The 20,606-nt window shown below is 63.1% G+C and carries 17 protein-coding genes and 2 pseudogenes; 8 read left to right on the top strand and 11 right to left on the bottom strand.

What is annotated here, in order from left to right:
• The first annotated feature begins 369 nt into the window (after nt 1-369).
• Both K5Q02_RS15460 and K5Q02_RS15455 read left to right on the top strand, forming a co-directional pair.
• Nucleotides 370-1,413, top strand: a complete 1,044-nt coding sequence (locus tag K5Q02_RS15460) for a M4 family metallopeptidase (protein WP_225831961.1) — start codon at nt 370-372, stop codon at nt 1,411-1,413.
• Nucleotides 1,410-1,727 (top strand): protealysin inhibitor emfourin, encoded by a 318-nt coding sequence (locus K5Q02_RS15455; RefSeq protein WP_225831959.1) that lies wholly within the window; start codon nt 1,410-1,412, stop codon nt 1,725-1,727. The genes K5Q02_RS15460 and K5Q02_RS15455 overlap by 4 nt, the downstream gene beginning before the upstream one ends.
• A gap of 58 nt (nt 1,728-1,785) precedes the next feature.
• Here K5Q02_RS15455 and K5Q02_RS15450 read toward each other — a convergent pair whose 3' ends face one another.
• Nucleotides 1,786-2,133, bottom strand: coding sequence for a ribonuclease E inhibitor RraB (locus K5Q02_RS15450; protein WP_225831957.1), 348 nt, complete (start codon nt 2,131-2,133; stop codon nt 1,786-1,788).
• A 245-nt stretch (nt 2,134-2,378) separates the two neighbouring features.
• On the opposite strand from K5Q02_RS15450, the gene K5Q02_RS15445 reads away from it, so the two are divergent.
• A complete protein-coding gene (locus K5Q02_RS15445; RefSeq protein ID WP_225831955.1) occupies nt 2,379-2,657 on the top strand; it encodes a hypothetical protein in 279 nt (92 codons plus the stop codon).
• A 181-nt stretch (nt 2,658-2,838) separates the two neighbouring features.
• A complete protein-coding gene (locus tag K5Q02_RS15440; RefSeq protein WP_225831953.1) occupies nt 2,839-3,393 on the top strand; it encodes a hypothetical protein in 555 nt (184 codons plus the stop codon).
• Between the two features lie 363 nt (nt 3,394-3,756).
• Here K5Q02_RS15440 and K5Q02_RS15435 read toward each other — a convergent pair.
• Nucleotides 3,757-5,837: pseudogene (locus K5Q02_RS15435) on the bottom strand (LTA synthase family protein).
• A gap of 184 nt (nt 5,838-6,021) precedes the next feature.
• Here K5Q02_RS15435 and K5Q02_RS15430 point away from each other — a divergent pair.
• The gene (locus K5Q02_RS15430) at nt 6,022-6,900 is read left to right on the top strand and encodes a DNA-3-methyladenine glycosylase family protein (protein ID WP_225831951.1); all 879 of its coding nucleotides are present in this window, start codon (nt 6,022-6,024) and stop codon (nt 6,898-6,900) included.
• Between the two features lie 2 nt (nt 6,901-6,902).
• Nucleotides 6,903-7,400 (top strand): methylated-DNA--[protein]-cysteine S-methyltransferase, encoded by a 498-nt coding sequence (locus K5Q02_RS15425; protein ID WP_225831949.1) that lies wholly within the window; start codon nt 6,903-6,905, stop codon nt 7,398-7,400.
• A gap of 5 nt (nt 7,401-7,405) precedes the next feature.
• On the opposite strand, the gene K5Q02_RS15420 is transcribed toward K5Q02_RS15425, so the two are convergent.
• From K5Q02_RS15420 to aroC, 3 genes are all read right to left on the bottom strand, one after another.
• Entirely contained in the window at nt 7,406-7,951 is a 546-nt protein-coding gene (locus K5Q02_RS15420) for an acireductone dioxygenase (protein WP_225831947.1), read from the bottom strand.
• A gap of 57 nt (nt 7,952-8,008) precedes the next feature.
• Nucleotides 8,009-9,163 carry an MFS transporter gene (locus K5Q02_RS15415; protein WP_225831945.1) on the bottom strand — a complete coding sequence of 385 codons (1,155 nt, stop codon included), beginning with the start codon at nt 9,161-9,163 and terminating at the stop codon, nt 8,009-8,011.
• Nucleotides 9,164-9,242: 79 nt separating this feature from the next.
• On the bottom strand, nt 9,243-10,334 hold the full coding sequence (gene aroC, locus K5Q02_RS15410) for a chorismate synthase (protein ID WP_225831943.1): 1,092 nt from the start codon (nt 10,332-10,334) through the stop codon (nt 9,243-9,245).
• A 164-nt stretch (nt 10,335-10,498) separates the two neighbouring features.
• Between aroC and K5Q02_RS15405 the strand changes: the two genes are divergently transcribed.
• Together K5Q02_RS15405 and K5Q02_RS15400 are read left to right on the top strand one after the other, a co-directional pair.
• The gene (locus tag K5Q02_RS15405; RefSeq protein ID WP_225831942.1) at nt 10,499-11,479 is read left to right on the top strand and encodes an alpha/beta hydrolase family protein; all 981 of its coding nucleotides are present in this window, start codon (nt 10,499-10,501) and stop codon (nt 11,477-11,479) included.
• A 41-nt stretch (nt 11,480-11,520) separates the two neighbouring features.
• Complete coding sequence (locus tag K5Q02_RS15400) at nt 11,521-12,303, top strand: hypothetical protein (RefSeq protein WP_225831940.1); 783 nt, start codon at nt 11,521-11,523, stop codon at nt 12,301-12,303.
• 102 nt (nt 12,304-12,405) lie between these two features.
• Here K5Q02_RS15400 and K5Q02_RS24635 read toward each other — a convergent pair whose 3' ends face one another.
• The 6 genes and pseudogenes from K5Q02_RS24635 to K5Q02_RS15375 all read right to left on the bottom strand — a co-directional run bounded on the left by K5Q02_RS24635 (nt 12,406) and on the right by K5Q02_RS15375 (nt 20,572).
• Nucleotides 12,406-13,110 (bottom strand): methyl-accepting chemotaxis protein, encoded by a 705-nt coding sequence (locus K5Q02_RS24635; protein ID WP_442964009.1) that lies wholly within the window; start codon nt 13,108-13,110, stop codon nt 12,406-12,408.
• A gap of 198 nt (nt 13,111-13,308) precedes the next feature.
• Nucleotides 13,309-14,328 (bottom strand): annotated as a pseudogene (locus K5Q02_RS24630) (methyl-accepting chemotaxis protein); the annotation flags it as partial.
• A gap of 253 nt (nt 14,329-14,581) precedes the next feature.
• Complete coding sequence (pdeM, locus tag K5Q02_RS15390) at nt 14,582-15,250, bottom strand: ligase-associated DNA damage response endonuclease PdeM (RefSeq protein ID WP_225831936.1); 669 nt, start codon at nt 15,248-15,250, stop codon at nt 14,582-14,584.
• On the bottom strand, nt 15,247-17,826 hold the full coding sequence (locus K5Q02_RS15385) for a ligase-associated DNA damage response DEXH box helicase (RefSeq protein WP_225831934.1): 2,580 nt from the start codon (nt 17,824-17,826) through the stop codon (nt 15,247-15,249). The genes pdeM and K5Q02_RS15385 overlap by 4 nt, the downstream gene beginning before the upstream one ends.
• Nucleotides 17,823-19,562 carry an ATP-dependent DNA ligase gene (locus K5Q02_RS15380; RefSeq protein ID WP_225831933.1) on the bottom strand — a complete coding sequence of 580 codons (1,740 nt, stop codon included), beginning with the start codon at nt 19,560-19,562 and terminating at the stop codon, nt 17,823-17,825. Before K5Q02_RS15380 ends, K5Q02_RS15385 begins: the two co-directional genes overlap by 4 nt.
• Nucleotides 19,559-20,572 carry a ligase-associated DNA damage response exonuclease gene (locus tag K5Q02_RS15375; protein WP_225831931.1) on the bottom strand — a complete coding sequence of 338 codons (1,014 nt, stop codon included), beginning with the start codon at nt 20,570-20,572 and terminating at the stop codon, nt 19,559-19,561. Before K5Q02_RS15375 ends, K5Q02_RS15380 begins: the two co-directional genes overlap by 4 nt.
• Nucleotides 20,573-20,606 lie beyond the last annotated feature (34 nt).

The following is a 20,606-nucleotide window of genomic DNA, read 5'->3' as shown; positions in this document are numbered from 1 at the left end:
TTGCCACCCGTGTCAACCCATACGCTGCAAACGTCGAGCCAGCGTATTTATTCCTTTAAAATCAATGACATAAATTTAAAAAAAAACCCTATTGCACCACTTTGACGCACATCGTTGCTCGCTGACTGGCTGGCGTGCTCCATGGCGTTGCACAGCCTGAGCGCGGGCGGCACTGAACATCCGCCTTCGGCAGCCGCGCCTCATGAAAACGTAGACAGGCGAGACGGCAAAGCATTGCACTTTTATCTCATGCCCTTCCGTCCTGAAAATACATCGCGAGAGAAACATCGGCCTCGCCAGACGATCCCAGATTCAGGTGCCGTGTTTCGATGCGGCTGACAGTTAACGTCCCTGAACAAGGAACGCCCGATGAACAGCAGCCTCGTACCTCCCTACATCCTCGACCGTATCATCGGTCACGGAACCGAGCGTCAACGCGACTGCGCGCGCAGCACGCTCAATCATGTCAATTCATTGCGGCACAACAACGGAGCTCCTCAGCTTGCCACGCAACAGGACAGCCGCAGTGCCGTGCAGGCGGGCCAGCCGCAGCGCAGTATTCATGATGCCGGGCAGGACATGCGCCTGCCCGGCGAGCTGAGCCGCAGCGAAGGTCAACCGGCAAACGGCGACGTAGCGGTGGACGAAGCCTACGAGGCACTGGGCGCGACCTATGCCTTTTTCTGGGAGGCCCTGGGCCGCCACTCCATCGATGGCAAGGGCTTCCCGCTGGTGGGTACCGTGCATTATGGACAGGATTACGAGAACGCCTTCTGGAACGGCGAGCAGATGGTATTCGGTGACGGCGACGGCGAGATCTTCAACCGCTTCACCATCGCGATGGACGTGGTTGCCCACGAGCTGACCCACGGCGTCATCGACAGCGAAGCTGCCCTCGCCTACGTCAACCAGTCCGGTGCGCTGAACGAATCGCTGTCCGATGTGTTCGGCATTCTCACCAAGCAGTACAGCCTGCAGCAGACCGCCGAACAGTCGGACTGGATCATCGGCGCGGGCCTGCTGACCGACGCGGTGAATGGCCAGGGCCTGCGCTCCATGTCGGCGCCAGGCAGCGCTTACGATGACCCGCTGCTCGGCAAAGATCCACAGCCAGCGCACATGCGTGACTTCGTCGATACGCGTGAGGACAACGGCGGCGTCCACATCAACTCCGGGATTCCCAACCGCGCCTTTCACTTGGCAGCTGTCGCCCTCGGCGGCTTCGCCTGGGAGAAGGCCGGGGTCATCTGGTATGACACCCTGTGCGACAGACGCTTGAGCAACGACGCCTCGTTCGTGGACTTCGCCAGCCTCTGCGTGGACAGAGCCGAACAGCGCTATGGTCAGGGTTCCAGGGAAGCGCTCGCCGTGGTCAAGGCTTGGCACGACGTGGGCGTAGAGGCCGCGTCATGAAAAAACTGCCGGATCTGGGTAGCAGCGCCGTCGTGCGCATTTCCCGTCAGGGGGGCTTCGCGGCGATCAGTGCACTGAGCCGCCCGCGGGAAATCGACTTCGCCCAATGCGACCCTGCCCAGCGCGGGCAGGTCTGTTCCGTACTGGAGAACTGCCTATCGGTGGCGAAAGCCGAGGTTGGCAAGGGCGACCAGCGTTTCTATCGCATAGAACTGCAGGTGGCACGCCAGCAAGAGCCGGGCGAACTGGTGTTGCAGATCCCCGAAGAGCAGGCTCCTCGGGATCTGGTAAGACTATGGGAGAAAGGTGCTTGAGAGACCTGGCAGCGGGACGCTGCCAGGGAGTTGCCGAACGAATCGATAAACTCGGGCTTCAGCCCCTGAGACTGTCGGGTTTGAGCTCCTGGGTTACGCCCCAGCCGTCCAGCTTGCCACCCAGGGGTGCTACCACCGCCTGCATGTCCTGCTCGAAATCATCGATACCTGCATAGGTGACATGCATCACCTTGCTCACCTGCAGGTGCCAACCGCCCTCGTCACGCTCGGTCACCAGAGCGTGCAGCGACTCGCCACGAAAATTTCGTGTCGCCTTCAGTGCATTGTTTTCATCGGGAAAAATTGCGTAGAACTCGATGGGATGGACACTGGCAAAATCGAACCCCCCTTGCTTCATCCGACCTAGAACGCCACCACTGACATCATCGTGCAAGACTGTGCTCATAACGTTGATCTCCATCAGGTGAAAGGTTGGATCGCCGAACCAACGGCTCCCATGTGCCTGGTCTGATTGGTCGGCGCGGACCGTAGCGATTGATCCTTACTGAGGATAGACCGCTCAGCAGCTCGCGTCGTTCTGTCGCAGCACCATGCTATACCCATTTATGAAACCCACGCCCGTTTTGCAGGTGTGTTTCGAACAGGGATCGTCGTGCTGCCTCTGCGGGCCAGACACACGAGGTATCACTCATGAGTACGCTACAGTGCACCCACCGCGACCACTACATCAGTGCCGAGGTCATGGAACACCCAGGCATTCCAACCCCATGGGCCGGCGGCTGCCGGATCACCGCACCGGACGGACGTACCACCCGGCGCATGGCGCTACCGATGAACGGGGCCTTCCTTGAGGATCTGAACAAGGCCCAGCACGCTTCGATCGCACACGGCAAATGGCTGGTCGATCAGTATCTCGATAAAGAACGGGATCTTTTTCCCGATAACGCGGCCAAACATCACGCAGCATGAGGCCGTATCGAATGGCCCGCATACGCAGCGGGCCATTCCATTTCCTAGCTAAAGCGCGCAAGCGCCCATTCCAGCCGGTCTCATGCCCAGATAGATCCTGGCCGCCCCTTGCGGTCGCTCCCATTCGAGACGAAGGTTGGATTTCATGGCGAAACACACGCTTTTCATTTCTACAGTTTTGATGACCAGCATCCTGGCGCTGACTGCCTGCAGCGACGCCGACAAGATACCCGCCAAGACCGCCTCCGCCACACAGAGCAGCCCGCCAAAGCTGCAGGAAAAAACGGATCTCAGTCCATTCGCCGGTTTTGCCAGCGCTCGCTTCGGTAGTGATGAGGCGGCGGTACGTGCGGCCTGGAAAGGTTCTCTGCGTGAAGGCGGCGGTACCTCCGACACCTGTCGTCAGCTGTTCCAGGATCCACGCCCTGCCAACGGTTTTGGCACTTCGTTCATGTTGGATAACGGACTTTTCGTGCGTTATGACATCGATACGCGCGAACGCAAGGCACCACGTGGCCTCCAAGTCGGTAGCAGCGCCCAGCAGATCCGCGCGACCTTTCCCGGCCACTTCGAAGAGCAGCCACACAAGTACGTGAAGGGTGCCAGCAACTTTATCGTCAAGCCGTTCATCGACAGTGAAGCGCGGCTGGTTTTCGAGACCGACCCCAATGGCCTGGTGACCCGCTGGCGTATCGGCATGCCACCGGCCGTGTTCTACGTGGAAGGCTGTAGCTGAAGTGACGATCAGGCGAGACGCTGATCTCGCCCTGCCCTCGCAGCACCGATGAAAACCAACGCACCGGGAACCCGAGCGTTTGGATGGCGGACAGTCCCCTAGATCGATGGCGTAGCTACCATTCGCCGGCAAGCCGGCTCCTACAGAACCGCATGTATTTTCGATCTTGTAGGAGCCCGCTTGCGGGCGATTCGGTAGCGGGCGTTCAGCACAATTGCTGGCGTGAGTCCCCAACTTGCAGGCGCCTAGCTACTGTAGGAGCAGCGCCCCCGCGGCGAATAGCGGCCACACCGCAGATCTTCAGTATGGCCACCATCACGTTCGCGCCGGGGGCGACGCGCTTATAGGGTTGGCGTCAGCAGGCTACGGCTTGTCGGGCATGCCATCTTCCACGCCAGCGGTGTTATCTAACAGGCTTTTGGTGGCAGTCTGCAGGAAGCCTTCGAGACGTTTCTTCAGCAGTTCGTCGATCGGGCCTTCGATGCGCTCGGCGGTCGGCTTGGCACCCAGGCTGTAGCGATACAGACGTGGCTCGAAGTCCTTGGGCTGCACCAATACCTGATCGGGAGTAACGATGGCCACCGTCTGGTCGCCGCCCGATGGTTTGATCACGCCAATGCCACCGTCGCCTTCCGGCAGATTGAGCAAGTCACGCCCCCAACACTGGTGCCGCACCTCACCACCCAGGCGGCCCATGATGGTCGGCACGATGTCGACCTGGGTACCCACGGTATGGCTGACCTTGCCGAACTTCTCCTGAATGCCCGGCGCGATCAGCAACAACGGCACGTTGAAACGCTGCAGATCCATCTCGGTGACCTGATCGAAACCACCGAAGCCATGGTCACCCACCACCACGAACAGGGTTTCCTTGAAGTACGGCTCCTTGCGCGCCTTCTCGAAGAACTGCCCCAGGGCCCAATCCGAATAGCGCATCGCCGTACGGTGCAGGTTCTCCTTGCCATCGATCAGCACCGGCTCAACCGGCAGATCCTTGGGCAAGGCGTAAGGCGTGTGGTTGGACAGCGTCTGCAGCAGCGCATAGAACGGCTTGTCGCCGTAGTTGGTCTTCAGCTCCAGAGCGCCGCGGTCGAACATGTCCTGATCGGATACGCCCCAGGTTGGATCCATGAACACCGGATCGACGAAATCCTCACGCCCAATGAAGTCAGTCATGCCCTGGTTGCTGAAGAAGCCGGACTGGTTGTCCCACTGGAAATTGCCGTTATAGACATACAAGTTGTCGAAACCGCGGCCACCCAGCAGTTGCGGCAGCCCGGAGAACTTATGGGCGCCTTCCGGCGTGCGCATCAGGTACTCGAAGCCCGGTAGATTGGGGAAGCAGGCCATGGTGGCGAACATGCCCTGATGGGTATGAGTGCCATTGGAGAAGAAGCGGTCGAACAGCAGCCCTTCCTTGCTCAGCTTGTCGAAGTAAGGGGTGATGTTACCCGGCGCGCCGAGTGCACCGACGGAGTGCCCGGCGAAGCTTTCCATCAGAATGACCACTACATTGCGGATCGGCAGCGTGCCGTCGGCGGGCGGCGTGTAGACGCGACGCATCGCGGCGCTATCGGCGTCGACCAGCTTGTCGTCCGGCGTAAGCAGCATGTCGCGGGTGATCTGCCGGGCCTGGTCGTCTTCCATGGTCGACTGCCAGGTGTTGTCGCGGTGCGGGCCGAAGGTAGCCTGGGCGGCCGTGAACAGGGTCAGGGTGCCGTTGAGACCCAGCTGGTTGGCGAACATCGACTCGGTGGTGTAGGCATCGCCCCAACGCAGCGGCGACCCTGGCGCAAGTGGCCACGGGCGGCGATCACCGCGATCAGCAGGCACAGGAAGAACACCGAAACGCGCCAGTACCAGGCCACCTTGGGTCGCACAACTGCAGCGCTACTGGCCGTCTTAGTGCGGCTGGCACGGTCGAACAAGCTGAACATCCACCACAGCAGGCCGGTGATGACGAACCAGGCGATCAGGTAACGGGCAACCGGGAAACCGTTCCAGAGCATGCTCATCACGGTGGCCTGATCTTCCTGCAGGTACTGAAATACCAGGCTGTTCAGGCGCTGGTGAAACTCCTTGTAGAAATCCATCTCGGCCAGGCCGAGAAACAGCGTGACGCTGGCGAAGAAGGTCAGCCAGACGCGCTGCCAGCCGCGCGCAAGCATGGCGCGGGTGCTCAGCAAGGCGATCAGCAACGGCGCGCAGGCGTAGACCACCACGCGCAGGTCGAAACGCAGGCCATTGAAAAAGGCCTCGGCGAACACCGCAACCGGTGTATCACCGATCAGGTCGCGGTTGTAGGCCAGCAACGCGGCTCGCAGCCCGGTGTACATCACCAGCAACGCCAGGGCGCTGAACAGGGTGAAGAGCAACTGGCTGCGTAACGGCTGGAAGGAATGCGAGGCGCTGGGAGGGGTGCCCTGAACTGCTGTAGGGGTCATGTTCGATCATCCACAAAAGACTTATTGCGCCCAGCTCACCGCAGATAACGGCGACTGGTGCCGCGCGAGTGTGTTCGTGTGGATGTGAAAATTTTGTCGATAAGGATTCTCAGCGAACCGGCAGCTCTGTTTGAAAGTCATTTCCACGCTGACAAGATACCGCCCCGGGGTTATCGTCAGCGCCATGACACCGAGCCAAACCATCAGCCTCCCGTACCTCGCGCCCTGGAACTGGCAGCAGTTCCACGAGCACTTCACGCTACGGGCGATCCCCGGGCAGGAGCTTCTCGGCGATCGCGACTACTGCCGCAGTTTTCGCCTGGCTGACGTTACCGGCTGGTTCCGCGTCAGCGCCCTGCCCGACCAGAACGCAGTTGAGCTGGCTTACAGCCCATCGGCTGAAGCCTGCCTGCCGCAGTTGGCCCAACGGGTACGGCGCATGTTCGATCTGGACGCCGACCCAGCCATCATCGCCGCTCACTTCGCGGCCGATCAGCACCTCGCACCGATGCTCGCGCGCAATCCGGGCCTGCGCCTGCCCACCGCTTTCGATGCCTTCGAGCAGGCCGTGCGGGCCATCGTCGGCCAGCAGGTCACGGTCAAGGCGGCGGTGACTATCACCGGGCGTCTGGTCAGCCGACTCGGCGAATCCCTGGCAGACGCACCCGCCGGCATCGACCGCCTGTTCCCGACACCCGCCGCCATCGCTGCCGCCAACCTCGACGCCATCGGCATGCCCGGCAAGCGCGTACAGACTCTGCAGCATTTCGCTGCCCAAGTGGCTTCCGGCGAGTTGCGGCTGGACATCAGCCAGGGTGCGAGCGAGCTGATCGCACGGCTGTGTGCCCTGCCCGGCATTGGCCCCTGGACCGCCGAATACATCGCCCTGCGCGCGTTCGGCGACTGGGACGCTTTTCCCGCCAGTGACCTGGGCCTGCTGAAGGCGCCGATCTGGGGCGCAGCAGGCATCACCCCTCGCCAGTTGCAGGCCCATGCAGAGGCCTGGCGACCCTGGCGTGCCTATGCCGCCGCCCATCTCTGGCAAGACTACTCAGGAGGCTGACGATGTTCTACCGCTACCACGACAGCCCCATCGGCCGCCTGTTCATGGTCGGTGACGCCGACGGCCTGCAGCAGCTGCTCATGGACGTGGAACGCACGCCCTGGCAGATCGGCGATGACTGGCGCGAAGCAGGCTCGGAACTGGATCAGCCAAGCCGCCAGCTCGACGAATATTTCAGTGGCCATCGCCAGCGCTTCGAGTTGCTGCTCAATCCCCAGGGCACGCCCTTTCAGCAGTCGGTGTGGCGCGCCTTGCAGCAAATCCCCTTCGGTCGCGTCGACAGCTACAGCGCGCTGGCCCAACGCATCGACAGACCCAAGGCAGTACGCGCGGTCGGTGCGGCCAACGGCGCCAACCCGATCTGCATCATCATCCCCTGCCACCGCGTGATCGGCCGCGATGGCAGCCTCACAGGCTTTGCCGGCGGCTTGCCACGCAAGCAATTGCTGCTGGAGCTGGAAGGCGCGGTGCCGCGGCCACAGGCCTCGCTGTTCGACTAGCCTGCTCAGTCTTCCAGGCGCGGAAAAGAGCCGGCGATTGGATCACCGCTCGGCTTGCCCGCAACATCGCTGCCGGACGACAGGCGCACTAGTGCGCAATGGGGAAACTCGCCCAGATCGAACCAGTGGGGCGTACCAGCGGGCACCGAAACCAGCGCATTGCGCTCACCCACCAGCGCATAGACGTAATCGCCGACATGCAGATTCAACAAACCCTGCCCGGCCAGGAATAGATAGAGCTGCGCGCCATCCACCACGATTTCCAGGGGTGGCTCGGCGGGCTTTTCGCCCTCCTTCGGCCAGCGACGCTGGTCGACACTGACCACCTCCACGTGACCCAGATCGTGATCACGTTTGAGCTGCTCCAGCGGCCCGGCAAGCGCAGCGAGGATGTCCTCGGGCGCCGCGCCGGCATGCAGTTTGGCGTCAAGATCGACAACCCTGTAATCGATACCGGCTGCTGTCAGCGTGCTGGTGATGTCCTCAGCATGCCCCAGTATCTTGTTGGGAATATTGGGGCTGGACTGATGATGGACGCTCAGGCGGCTCATGGAGGAATCCTTTAGTAAGTGCTCGCTACCCTGCGGGCAGCGTGATTTGACCAGCAATCAGGGACGCGCCGGATCGGTCGTGCGTCTGATCATGATAACGGCTGCGGCCAGTGCGGCCAGCCCCGCCAGGGCGAATGTCCACTGCGGGCCCAGGCCATTCCAGCTGTAACCGGCATACAGGGCGCCCAGGGCGCCGCCAATACCGGCCAGCGAGGCGTATAGCGCTTGCCCCTGCCCTTGCTGACGAGCGCCAAAACTGCGCTGCACGAAGGCAATGGAAGCCGCGTGGAAGCTGCCGAAGGTGGCGGCGTGCAGCACTTGCGCGAACAGCAGCACCAGCAGGTGATCGGCGAAAAAGCCCATCAATACCCAGCGCAGCGCGGCGATGGCGAAGCTGGCGACCAGTACCTGGCGCAGGCTGAAATGCTTGAGCAGGCGCGCCATGGCCATGAACACCAGCACCTCGGCGACCACCCCCAGCGCCCAGAGCAGGCCGATCAGCCCGCGGCTGTAGCCGAGTTGCTCCAGGTGGATGCTGAGGAAGGTGTAGTACGGCCCGTGGGACAGCTGCATCAGTGCCACGCACAGATAGAAGGCCAACACACCGGGCTGCTTGAGTTGTTGCAGGAAGCCGCCGCGGCTCGGCGACTGCGAAGATACCAATGGTTGGGCATCGGGCACCCAGAAGCTGCTCAGGGCGATGCCGGTGATGATCAGCAGCAGCGCCCAGGGATAGACGTCCAGGCTGAACCAGTCGAAGGCCTTGCCCAACCCGACCACGCTGAGGATAAAACCGATTGAGCCCCACAGGCGGATCTGCGCATAACGGGCCGACTGTTCGCGCAAATGGGCCAGGGTGATGACCTCGAACTGCGGCAGCACCGCATGCCAGAAGAACGCATGCAAGGCCATCACCATGGCCAGCCAGGCGTAACTCTGGCTGACGAAGATCAGGCTCAGGCTGAGCAGCGTACACAAGGCGCCAAGGCGCACGATCAACAAGCGCCTGCCGCTGTAATCGCCCAGCCAGCCCCACAGGTTCGGCGCGATGCAACGCATCAGCATGGGGATGGCGACCAGCTCGCCGATGCGCGCCGGCGAAAAGCCCAGGTGTGCGAAGTACAGGCCGAGGAAGGGCGCGGTGGCACCCAGCAGCGCGAAATAGAACAGGTAGAAGCCGGACAGGCGCCAATAGGGCAAGGCCGCGTTCATGACGTAGTCTGGGTCGAGCGCAGCGATACCCGGGGCAGCTTCAAGGTATCGCCATGCTCGTTCCAGCCTGCGCAGTCGATCACAGTTGCGGCAGCACCGGCGTATTCACGCGCACATCGGCGTTCTGGCCGCGATGGCGCAGCAGGTGATCCATCAGCACGATGGCCATCATCGCCTCGGCGATCGGCGTGGCGCGGATGCCTACGCACGGATCATGACGTCCCTTGGTGATCACATCCGCCGGGTTGCCGTCGATATCGATGGAGCGACCTGGCGTGGTGATGCTGGACGTCGGCTTGAGGGCCAGATGAGCGACGATCGGCTGGCCACTGGAAATACCGCCAAGAATGCCGCCGGCGTTGTTGGACAGGAAGCCTTCGGGAGTCAGCTCGTCACGGTGCTCGGTACCGCGCTGCGCCACCGAGGCGAAACCGGCACCGATCTCCACGCCCTTGACCGCGTTGATGCTCATCAGCGCGTGGGCCAGTTCGGCGTCCAGGCGGTCGAAGATCGGCTCGCCGAGCCCAGGCATGACGCCCTCCGCGACCACGGTGATCTTCGCACCGACCGAATCCTGGTCGCGGCGCAGCTGATCCATGTAGGCCTCCAGTTCCGGCACCTTGTCCGGGTCGGGGCTGAAGAAGGCGTTTTCCTCGACCGAGTCCCAGGTCTTGAACGGAATCTCGATGGGCCCCAGCTGGCTCATATAGCCGCGAATGACGATGCCCTGGCTGGCCAGGTACTTCTTGGCGATGGCACCGGCAGCCACGCGCATGGCGGTTTCCCGTGCCGAGCTGCGGCCGCCGCCACGGTAGTCGCGAACGCCGTACTTGTGGTGGTAGGTGTAGTCGGCATGGGCCGGGCGGAACAGATCCTTGATCGCCGAGTAGTCCTTGGACTTCTGGTCGGTGTTGCGGATCAGCAGGCCGATGGAGCAACCCGTGGTCTTGCCTTCGAATACGCCGGAGAGGATTTCCACCTCGTCGGCTTCCTGGCGCTGGGTGGTGTGGCGGCTGGTACCCGGCTTGCGGCGGTCGAGGTCGCGCTGCAGGTCGTCCAGGGAAATATCCAGCCCGGGCGGGCAGCCGTCGACGATGGCGACCAGCGCAGGGCCGTGGCTCTCGCCTGCCGTGGTGACGGTGAACAGCTTGCCGAAGGTATTGCCGGACATTGCGCGAGGCTCCACATCAGTTCGATCAGCAGCCTGCGGCGAAAAGGCAGGCCCAAGAGGAAAGCCGCTGAGTATACTCCGTCGCACCTGCGGAGATCACCCGCGAGCGAACCTTTGGCCATTTGCCAGCGTCCAACGAATCCCATTACAGACACGTTCTCATCATGCTGCGAGCCCTGCTTTTGACCCTTTCTCTCTTCACCGGCCTGGTTCAGGCTGCCCCCATCCTGCGTGAACAGGTCAGCCTGGATACCGGCCAGGGCGTGCTGCATGGCTCTCTGGTGCTGCCGCAACGCACCGAGGCCGTACCGGTGGTGCTGCTGGTGGCCGGCTCAGGGCCGACCGACCGTAACGGCAACAACCCGGGCGGCGGGCATAACGATGCGCATCGCAAACTGGCCCAGGCACTGGCTCAACAAGGCATCGCCAGCGTGCGTTATGACAAGCGCGGCATCGCCGCCAGCTTCGCTGCGACGCCGCACGAACGCGACCTGAACGTGGAGCGCTACGTCGCTGACGTAGTTGCCTGGAGCCACAAGCTGCATGAGGACAAGCGCTTCAGCCAGGTGATTCTGGTCGGCCATAGCGAAGGCGCGCTGATCGCCAGCCTGGCAGCCCCTGAATCCGGTGCCGATGCCCTGGTGTCCATTGCCGGCAGCGCCCGCCCCATCGACCAGCTGCTTCAGGAGCAACTGCGCGACCGTCTGCCGCCGCGCCTGCGCGCCGAGAGCGATGCCTTGCTGATCGCCCTGCGCGAGGGTCGTCAGGTTCCAGAAGTGTCGGACGAGCTGACCGTGCTGTACCGCACCAGCGTGCAGCCCTACCTGATTTCGCTGTTCCGCCAGAATCCGGCTGCGGCCTTTGCCAAGGTGCGCGTACCGGCACTGATCATCCAGGGGGATCACGACATCCAGGTCAGCGTGCAGGACGCCGAAGCGCTGCATGCCGCGAACCCGGCCGCCGAGCTGCAGATCATCACCGGCATGAACCATGTGCTGCGCATCGTGCCGATGGACTTCGAGGCGCAACTGGCCTCCTACGACAACCCTGATCTGCCGCTGGCCCGTGCCCTCACCGCCCGTATCGCCCGTTTCATTCAGGGCTTGCCGCCTGTAGAAACCAGCGTCGCTGCCGATACCCACTAAGCCGACGCTCAACTTCGCGGCGGTTTTTTGAGGAATGCCCCATGACCGACAGCGAAACGCCAGCCGTCGCCGCACCTGAAGAGGAACAGGCCGAGTCGTCCCATCCGTGGGCCACGCTCGGCCCGGAGCACTTTCGCCTGTTGCGCCTGGCGCCCCTGCCCATCGACCGCCATACCGGGGCGCGGCCGCTGCGTTTCGTGCAGCTGGGCCGGGTCGAACGGCACAGCAAGGAACAGAGTCTGCTGCGCCTAACCCTGCAATTGCCGGGGCAGAAGGTGCGCAAGGAACAGAACGTACTGGAACTGTGGCTCGACCACCGCGCCAAGGAAGGTCGTTTCGGCCCGGACAGCGGCCTGAGCCTGGAGCCGCAGAACCGTGGCCTTGGCCGCTTTCTGCTGGCTCAGGCAGCCGCCTGGGCCAAACAGCACTGCGCCCATTACACCCTCGAAAGCGGCCCGCTACCGAGCCGCGACGCGCTGAGCGAAGAGGCCCGCGCGCGCCGCGATCATTGCCTTAAGGCCCAGGGTTTCGCCGTCGACTATCAGGACGGTCAGCTCAAGGCGCATTACAGCGCATCGCGCCTCAGCGACCTGCACAGCGACTGGAATGGCGAAAAGGTCAGGTTCATCGAACAGCTGGACGCCGCACAGATGCTTCAGCAGGCGGATCAGAATCTGCACGAGCAGGATGTGCAACTGCGCAAGCAGCATGAGCGCCTGGAGCAGCTCAAGCGCGAGGACGGCGGCCTGCGCTTCACCATCGCCTGCCTGGTAGCCTTCGCCCTGTTCCAGGCGGGCCTGCTGATCTGGATCGCGACGCACTAGAAACGCCGCAGCCGAAGCGCATCTGCAGTGAACGGCAGGCCACAAAAAAGGCCGTTACCCCAAAGGGTAACGGCCTTTTTCATTGCAACTGAAGCGTGATGATCAGACCCGGAAGTGGCTGACCATCTGCTGCAGCTGACTACCCAGGCGGGCCAGCTCGACACTCGACGCAGCGGTTTCTTCACTGGCTGCGGCAGTCTGCTCGGAGATGTCGCGCACGTTGATCACGCTGCGGCTGATCTCCTCGGCCACCGCACTTTGCTGCTCGGCAGCGGCGGCGATCTGCTGGTTCATCGACTGGATGTTGGACACCGTGCGAGTGATGCTTTCCAGCGAACCACCGGCCTTGCGGGTCAGCTCCACCGTGCTGTCGGTCAGGTCGCGGCTGCTCTGCATGATGTTGGCCACCTGTTGAGTGCCCTGCTGCAGACCGGCAACCAGGCCCTCGATCTCTTCGGTGGACTTCTGAGTGCGTTGCGCCAGGCCACGGACTTCATCGGCGACCACCGCAAAACCACGGCCTGCTTCACCAGCACGAGCGGCTTCGATAGCGGCGTTGAGTGCCAGCAGATTGGTCTGCTCGGCCACCGCCTTGATCACGTCCATCACGCTGCCGATCTTGTTGCTTTCCTTCTGCAGATGGCTCATCGCCTCGGTGGAGCGCGTCACTTCGGCAGCCAGGCGCTCGATCTGCGCGATGGCTTCGGCCACTACGCGATCACCTTGTGCTGCCTCGCGGTCGGCGTCCGATGCGGCGCGGGATGCGTCGGCGGCGTTGCGCGCGACTTCCTGCACGGTGGCGGACATTTCGTGCATCGCGGTGGCGACCTGGTCGGTCTCGACCTTCTGACTGTTGACCCCGGCGCTGGTCTGCTCGGTGACTGCGGACAATTCCTCGGCAGCGCTGGCAATCTGGGTAACGCCGTCGCGGATGCCACCAATCAGATCACGCAGGGTGGTGCCCATACGCTGGATGCCCTGCTGCAGCACGCCGATTTCGTCACGACGGGTTACGTGCAGGGTCTGGCTCAGATCACCACCGGCGATGCGCTCGACCGCGACCAGGGTTTCCTGCAGCGGACGGGTGATCTGTCGGGTGATCAACCAGGCGGCGAGAATACCGACCAGCAACGCCAACACGGTGGTGCTCAATTGCAGGGTGCGGGCAGACGCCGTTTCACTGTCACGACGCTCCAGTTGGATCGCGGTGAGCTCCTTGCTGATTTTGACGATTTCATAGCCTTCTTCGGTCAGCTCCTTGCGCGCCACGGCAATGGTCTCGGTCGCGGCCTTGAACGCCATGACCGCTGCACGGTAGTTGTCCAGCCCGGTAGCGACCAGGTTGACACGCTGGGAATGCTCGGTTGAGAACGCCTGACGGAATTGCTCGAGATCCTTGATGGTGGTCTCGATCTGGGTGATAGCGGTACGTTCGGCGTCCGCATTGGGGGCGCCGGTGTAGCCGCGTACCTGGTAACGCACCAGTTGCCAGTCTTCCTTGGCCTTGGTGATCGCCTGGAACTGGGCAGCGCGGGTTTCATCGTAAGGCGGCAGGTTCAATACGGCGGTATTGATCTCGTCAATCGCCTGACCGGCAGTCACCGCATTGCGGGTCATTTCCTGGCGCGCGTCATTGCTCGCACGGTAGCCGCTGCGCATCTTGTTCAGCGATAGCTGATAGGCGTCGATCTGCGCGCCCTGGGCTTGCAGCAAGCGGACGTTGTCGGGGCTCTTGAAGCTCGACAGTACCTGGGCATGCTGGGCCTTGAAGCCATCGAGGGATTTCTGCACGGTCTCGGCGACGGTTTCGTCGCCGTTCGCCAGCATGTACTGCAGGCGAGTCACACGGAGTTCGGTCAGTGTGTCGTTCAAACGCGCAATGTCCGACGTCCAGTCACTGCGCTGTATCAAGCTGCCCAGACTGGTCCATCCAGCAAGAGCAAGTACACAGGTAAGGGCAAGCACGAGGCCAAAACCCAAGGCAAGTTTCAAAGTTACGCTGATGTTCGCGAACCAGCTGTTCATAGTGTTCTCCGACCTTTTTAAGGGGGTTAAGCAGCTGGAGATTTATTCTTGGACCAGTCTGAAAATTTAAGCGGCACGCATTCTATCGGCGGCAAAATAAATAACTAGAGCGGCACCATGCAGATGGTGAAGCCAAAAAGATAAAAACCTAGTCACACGCGAGGTTATTGATCATAAATTTTTTATTTATCAGATAGATAGATTGAATATCTGGCGGTGAGTCAGTTTTTTATCCGTGACATCAGGCCGCAGATCAGCCCTGGTTCAGGCGCCAAACAGCACCGTCCAGCGCACCATAGATCGTTCGCCCAGGCGCTGAGTCGATGGCCATGCCGCCGGTGAACTCACCGAAGGCCGGCAACAGGGTGATGCTCTGCTCGACGCTGAAGCACGGCATACGCAAGCGGTCACGCCCCCGCCCGCGTAGCACGAATACCGGGTGCAGATGCCCGGCCAGCACATGCAGGCCGGGGCAATCCAGGGGCTCATGACAGAGCGCGAAAGGCCCCATGCGCCAGGGCTCGCTGACCACCTCGATGGCCAGATCGGCTGGTGGGTCGCCGGCACTGCGATCATGGTTGCCGCGTATCAGCACGATCTGCAGCTCAGCATGCCGTTTGCGCCACGCCTGCAAGGCCGCCAGGGTGCTGCCGGTTCGCGCCGGACGGGCGTGAAGAAGATCTCCCAGGAAAACCAGGCGGCGAGTCGGATAGCTCGCCAGTAGGTCATCCAGCCGCTGCAGATTGCGCGCCGTGGTGCCTTGCGGTACCGGCTGCCCGAGGGTGCGATAGGTGGCGGCCTTGCCGAGGTGTGCGTCGGCGACCAGCAGAGTCTGCTTGGCGGGCCAGTACAGCGCCTTATCGGCCAGCAACCACAGCGTTTCACCGGCGATCTCTACGGCAAGGTGAGGCGTCCCGCTCATGCCTCACTGCCCTTGGTCTTGCGGCGTGGACGGCCATCCTTGCGCTTACGCTCGCCACGACGTATGGCTGGCTCGACCTCAATCAGCGGTTTAGCGACAACCTGCCCGCCCGGCCCTGCAGCACGCTCGAGCTCGCCGAGCATACGGACGATGCGGTCGGCGAGTTTTTCAGAGCTGTGTCGCTCGCGAAAACGCTCGACCATCAGCGGAAAGGCCAGCGGGGTCGCGCGACGTAGCTCATGCAGGTTCAGACGCGACGCGCGCATGTCGGCCAGGGTGCACTGTAGTTGCCTGACATCCAGTTCCTGGCTGAGAACCTCATCGTGGGCCTGGGTCAGCAGCAGGTTGTCCGGGTCGTACTGGCGGAACACGTCGAAGAACAGCCCGCTGGAGGCCTGCACCTGGCGCAGGCTTTTACCCGCGCCAGGGTAACCGCCGAACACCAGGCCGGCGATGCGGGCGATCTCGCGAAAACGCCGCTGGGCCAGCTCACCAGCATTGAGGCTGGCAAGCACGTCGTGCAGCAGGTCGTGATCGTCGAACAGATCAGTGTCGAGCAGCCCTGCCCAATCAACCTCGCTGGCACACAGCAGCTCCAGGCCATAGTCGTTGACGGCAATCGAGAAACTCAGCGGCTGCCGCTGGCCCAGGCGCCAGGCCAGCAGGCTGGCCAGTCCCAGATGCACGTTGCGCCCGGCGAAGGGATACAGGAACAGGTGCCAGCCTTCACGCGAGTGCAGGGTTTCGGCCAGCAAGGTGCCTGGCGCCGGTAACGCGGACCAGTGCGCCTGCACTTCCAGCAGCGGCTGCAGCATGCGCATTTCCGGGCCATCGAAGTGGCCCTGCGCTGCCTCACCGAAACGTGCAACCACGGCTTCGGCGAGGGCGCTGGAGAGCGGCATGCGCCCACCATTCCAGCGCGGCACACTGGCTTTGCTGGAATTGATGCGGCGTACGTAGGCCGTCATGTTCTCCACCCGGACCAGCTCGAGGGGCCGCCCGCCGAACAGAAACACGTCGCCCGGATGCAGGCGGGCGATAAAGCCTTCCTCGACGCTACCGAGCGAGCCACCGCCGCCGCCTTTGCTCCACCATTTCACCGTAACGCTGGCGTCGCTGACGATGGTGCCCACGCTCATCCGGTGGCGGCGCGCCAGACGCGGGCTGGGCACTCGCCAGATGCCTTCTTCGTCTGGCTCCACACGCTGATAATCGGGATAGGCACTGAGCGACTCCCCACCCTGCCGCACGAACGCCAGGGCCCAGCGCCACTGGGCATCGTCAAGGTCGCGATACGCCCAGGTGCTGCGTATCTCCGGCAGCAGCTCATCAGGCCTGAAGCCGCCGCCCAGAGCCATACTGACCAGATGCTGAACCAATACATCCAGCGGCTGATGAGGCGATTCGCGGGCCTCGATACGCCCGGCCGCGACGGCGTCCTGCACGGCAATGGCTTCGATCAGTTCGAGGCCGTGAGTGGGCACCAGTGTGATGCGCGAGGTACGCCCCGGCGCATGACCGGAACGCCCGGCGCGTTGCAGCAGGCGGGCGACACCCTTGGCCGAGCCGATCTGCAGAACCCGCTCCACAGGCAGGAAGTCGACCCCCAGATCCAGGCTGGAGGTACAAACCACGGCTTTCAGCTTGCCCTGCTTGAGCCCGCCCTCGACCCAATCACGGACTTCGCGGGCCAGCGAGCCGTGGTGCAGGGCGATCAATCCGGCCCAGTCCGGGCGCGCATCGAGCAATGCCTGATACCAGAGTTCGGACTGCGAGCGGGTGTTGGTGAACACCAGGGTCACGCTGCTGCCTTCCAACTCCTCGACCACCTGCGGCAACAACCGCAACCCCAGATGGCCGGCCCAGGGAAAGCGTTCCATCGCCGTCGGCAGCAGCGTATCGATCTGCGGTTTGGCGCCCTGCTCACCGCGAACCAGCCGACCACCACCGTCAGGCAGCAGCACCTCCATGGCATGGGGCTGGTTGCCGAGGGTGGCCGACAGCCCCCAGACGACAAGTTGCGGGTTCCACTGGCGCAGCCGCGCCAGCGCCAATTGCAACTGCACACCGCGCTTGTTGCCGAGCAACTCATGCCACTCATCCACCACCAGCATGCCGACATGGGCGAACTGCGCCTTCGCGTCAGCACCGGTGAGCAACAGCGTCAGGCTCTCGGGCGTGGTCACCAGCGCGGTCGGCAGGCGGCGTGCCTGGCGCTGCCGCTCGGCGCTGCCGGTATCGCCGGTGCGCATGCCCAGCGTCCAGGGTATTTCCAGACCATCGAGCGGCGCCTGCAAGGCACGTTGCGTGTCAGCGGCCAAGGCACGCATCGGCGTGATCCACAACACGGTGAGCGGCGCAGCCGGTGGCGCGCGCTTGCCACTGGCAGGCTTCTTGGCAGCATTCTTGCCCGCGAATCGATTGATAGCAGCCAACCACACGGCATAGGTCTTGCCGGCACCGGTCGACGCATGCAGCAGGCCGCTCTGCCCATCGGCCACTGCCTGCCAAACTTCCTTCTGAAAGTCGAATGCCGTCCAGCCATTGCGCCGCAGCCAGCTACTGGCCAGGCTCATTGCAGCAATTCCTGCAGCAGCGCCAGGGTATCGGCCTCCTCCACCGTCTTGTCATGACGCCAGCGCAACATGCGCGGAAAACGCACGGCGATGCCGCTCTTGTGGCGGGGGGAACGGGCGATGCCTTCGAAACCCAGTTCGAACACCAGGCTCGGCGTGACACTGCGCACGGGGCCGAACTTCTCCACGGTGGTCTTGCGCACGATGGCGTCAACCTTGCGCATTTCCTCGTCGGTCAACCCGGAGTAGGCCTTTGCGAACGGCACCAGTCGGCGTTCGGGATCGCCTGGCGCGCCGTCCCATACGGCGAAGGTATAGTCGCTGTACAGGCTGGCACGCCGGCCGTGACCACGCTGGGCGTAGATCAGCACGGCATCGACGCTCAGGGGGTCGATCTTCCACTTCCACCAGACACCGACGTCCTTGCTGCGCCCTACCCCGTAAGCCGACTCCCGCGCCTTGAGCATCATCCCTTCCACGCCCAGCGCCCGTGAGCCCTCGCGCTGCTCGGCCAGGGCCTGCCAGCTCTCGCCATGCAGCAGCGGCGACGGCATCAGCCGTGGGCTCGCACAATTGGCGACCACCTGCTCCAACTGAGCGCGGCGCTCGTGTTGCGGGCGGCTGCGCCAGTCGTCGCCCTGCCACTCCAGCAGGTCGTAAGCCAGTACGGCGACTGGTACCTCCTCGAGCAGCTTGCGGCTCAGGGTTTTACGACCGATGCGCTGCTGCAACAGGGCGAAGGGCTGAATGCCGTATTGCTCGAGCTGTTCCTCGACCTGATCGTTGAGCCGCTCGGCAGATTGCTCGGCAGCCTGGGCCATCAACTCGCCCTGCCGAGCGGTGGCCTCCGGAGCGTGGCGCCACACCACCAGTTCGCCATCGACGACAGTGCCGTCCGGCAGCGATGTCGCTAGCTCCTGAAGTTCGGGGAAGCGCTCGCTGATCAGCTCTTCACCCCGTGACCAGACCCATAATTGGCCGTCACGCTTGACCAGTTGCGCCCGAATGCCATCCCACTTCCATTCGATCAGCCAGTCGGCGGGCGAACCCAGGCTGGCGTCGAATTCTTGCAGTGGCCGCTGCAACGGATGGGCGAGAAAGAACGGATACGGCTGGCCGCCGCGCTGAGCGTGTTCGTCATCAGATTCGGCAGCGATCAGCCGTTGGTAAGAGGCGGCCGTGGGCCGGTGCGACAAGTCGGTATAGCCGACCAGACGCTGAGCCACGCGCTTGGCATCGACATCGGCAATGGCAGCCAATGCGCGGGTGACCAGAAGCTTGGAGACACCGACACGAAAGGCGCCGGTGATGAGTTTGATGCTGACCATCAGCGATGGCGCATCGAGCTGAGCCCACAATGCGTCGAGGCGCATCGCCAGTTCGTCCGGCGGCAGTCCGCGCAACGGCAGCAGTTTTTCTTCCACCCAGACGGCCAGCCCGTCCTGGGAGGTCGAGGTCGCTTCAGGCAGCAGCAGTGCAATGGTTTCCGCCAGATCGCCGACCGCCGAATAGCTTTCCTCGAACAGCCATGCCGACAGGCCGGCCCGCTGCATGGCCAGCTCGCGCAACTGCCGCGAAGGCACCAGCTGCCGTGGCCTGCCACCGGCGAGAAAGTACACCGCCCAGGCGGCGTCTGCAGGCTCGGCGTCGCGCAAATAGTCCTGCAGCGCCGCCAGTTTGGCATTGCTCGAGGTGGTGGCGTCGAGGCGCGCATACAGCTGCGCGAAGGCGATCACGGGGTCGGCTCCGCAGCTGCGTCGTCTTCTTCACCGTATTCGGTGTCGAACGCCTGGGCATCCAGGCCCTGCTCACGTAAGTGACGAACCAGAATGTTCACCGAACCGTGAGTGACCATGACCCGCTCGGCTCCGGTCTGCTCGATGGCCCACAGCAGGCCAGGCCAGTCGGCATGATCGGAGAGCACGAAACCGCGATCGACACCGCGCCGCCGACGGGTGCCACGCAACAGCATCCAGCCGCTGGCGAAGGCATCGCTGTAGTCACCGAAACGCCGTATCCAGGTGCTGCCACCCGCCGAAGGTGGCGCCAGGATCAACGCCTGGCGCAGTAGCGGATCGCCCTTGGGCACCTCGCCGGCATAGCGCGTTTCCGGCAGGTAAACCCCGGCATCGCGATAGACCTGATGCAACGGCTCCATGGAGCCATGGCCCAGGATCGGCCCGATGCTCGCGTCGATACCGTGGAGGATGCGTTGCGCCTTGCCGAACGCATAGCAGAACAGCACGCTGGCCCGGCCGGCTTCGCGATTCTGCCGCCACCAGTCATTGATGCCGGCGAATATCTGCGCCTGAGGCTGCCAGCGGTAGATCGGCAGGCCGAAAGTGGATTCGGTGATGAAGGTGTGGCAGCGCACCGGCTCGAAGGGATCGCAGGTGCCGTCTGGCTCGACCTTGTAATCGCCAGAGGCGACCCAGACTTCGCCGCGGTATTCGAGGCGTACCTGGGCCGAGCCCAGCACGTGGCCGGCAGGATGAAAGCTGAGGGTCACGCCGTGGTGGTCGATGGTCTCGCCATAGGCCAGGGTCTGCAGGTTGATATCGCGCCCCAGGCGGGTGCGCAGAATACCTTCACCCGGAGCGGCCGCCAGATAATGGGCGCTGCCTCCGCGGGCATGGTCACCGTGGCCGTGGGTGATGACAGCGCGCTCTACCGGACGCCAAGGGTCGATGTAGAAGTCTCCGGGAGGACAATACAGGCCTTCTGGCCGTGCAATCACCAGATCCAAGCAGGCGACCTCCGGAAATGGAAAGACGGGAGTA

Origin of the sequence: Pseudomonas sp. MM211, from assembly GCF_020386635.1 — a bacterium.
Lineage (GTDB): Bacteria > Pseudomonadota > Gammaproteobacteria > Pseudomonadales > Pseudomonadaceae > Aquipseudomonas.
This window is presented reverse-complemented; position numbering and strand designations above follow the sequence as displayed.

Coding starts and splice junctions, on each gene's coding strand:
- K5Q02_RS15460 (WP_225831961.1), top strand. CDS start 370: ATGAACAGCAGCCTCGTACCTCCCTACATCCTCGACCGTATCATCGGT.
- K5Q02_RS15455 (WP_225831959.1), top strand. CDS start 1,410: ATGAAAAAACTGCCGGATCTGGGTAGCAGCGCCGTCGTGCGCATTTCC.
- K5Q02_RS15450 (WP_225831957.1), bottom strand. CDS start 2,133: ATGAGCACAGTCTTGCACGATGATGTCAGTGGTGGCGTTCTAGGTCGG.
- K5Q02_RS15445 (WP_225831955.1), top strand. CDS start 2,379: ATGAGTACGCTACAGTGCACCCACCGCGACCACTACATCAGTGCCGAG.
- K5Q02_RS15440 (WP_225831953.1), top strand. CDS start 2,839: ATGACCAGCATCCTGGCGCTGACTGCCTGCAGCGACGCCGACAAGATA.
- K5Q02_RS15430 (WP_225831951.1), top strand. CDS start 6,022: ATGACACCGAGCCAAACCATCAGCCTCCCGTACCTCGCGCCCTGGAAC.
- K5Q02_RS15425 (WP_225831949.1), top strand. CDS start 6,903: ATGTTCTACCGCTACCACGACAGCCCCATCGGCCGCCTGTTCATGGTC.
- K5Q02_RS15420 (WP_225831947.1), bottom strand. CDS start 7,951: ATGAGCCGCCTGAGCGTCCATCATCAGTCCAGCCCCAATATTCCCAAC.
- K5Q02_RS15415 (WP_225831945.1), bottom strand. CDS start 9,163: ATGAACGCGGCCTTGCCCTATTGGCGCCTGTCCGGCTTCTACCTGTTC.
- aroC (WP_225831943.1), bottom strand. CDS start 10,334: ATGTCCGGCAATACCTTCGGCAAGCTGTTCACCGTCACCACGGCAGGC.
- K5Q02_RS15405 (WP_225831942.1), top strand. CDS start 10,499: ATGCTGCGAGCCCTGCTTTTGACCCTTTCTCTCTTCACCGGCCTGGTT.
- K5Q02_RS15400 (WP_225831940.1), top strand. CDS start 11,521: ATGACCGACAGCGAAACGCCAGCCGTCGCCGCACCTGAAGAGGAACAG.
- K5Q02_RS24635 (WP_442964009.1), bottom strand. CDS start 13,110: ATGTCCGCCACCGTGCAGGAAGTCGCGCGCAACGCCGCCGACGCATCC.
- pdeM (WP_225831936.1), bottom strand. CDS start 15,250: ATGAGCGGGACGCCTCACCTTGCCGTAGAGATCGCCGGTGAAACGCTG.
- K5Q02_RS15385 (WP_225831934.1), bottom strand. CDS start 17,826: ATGAGCCTGGCCAGTAGCTGGCTGCGGCGCAATGGCTGGACGGCATTC.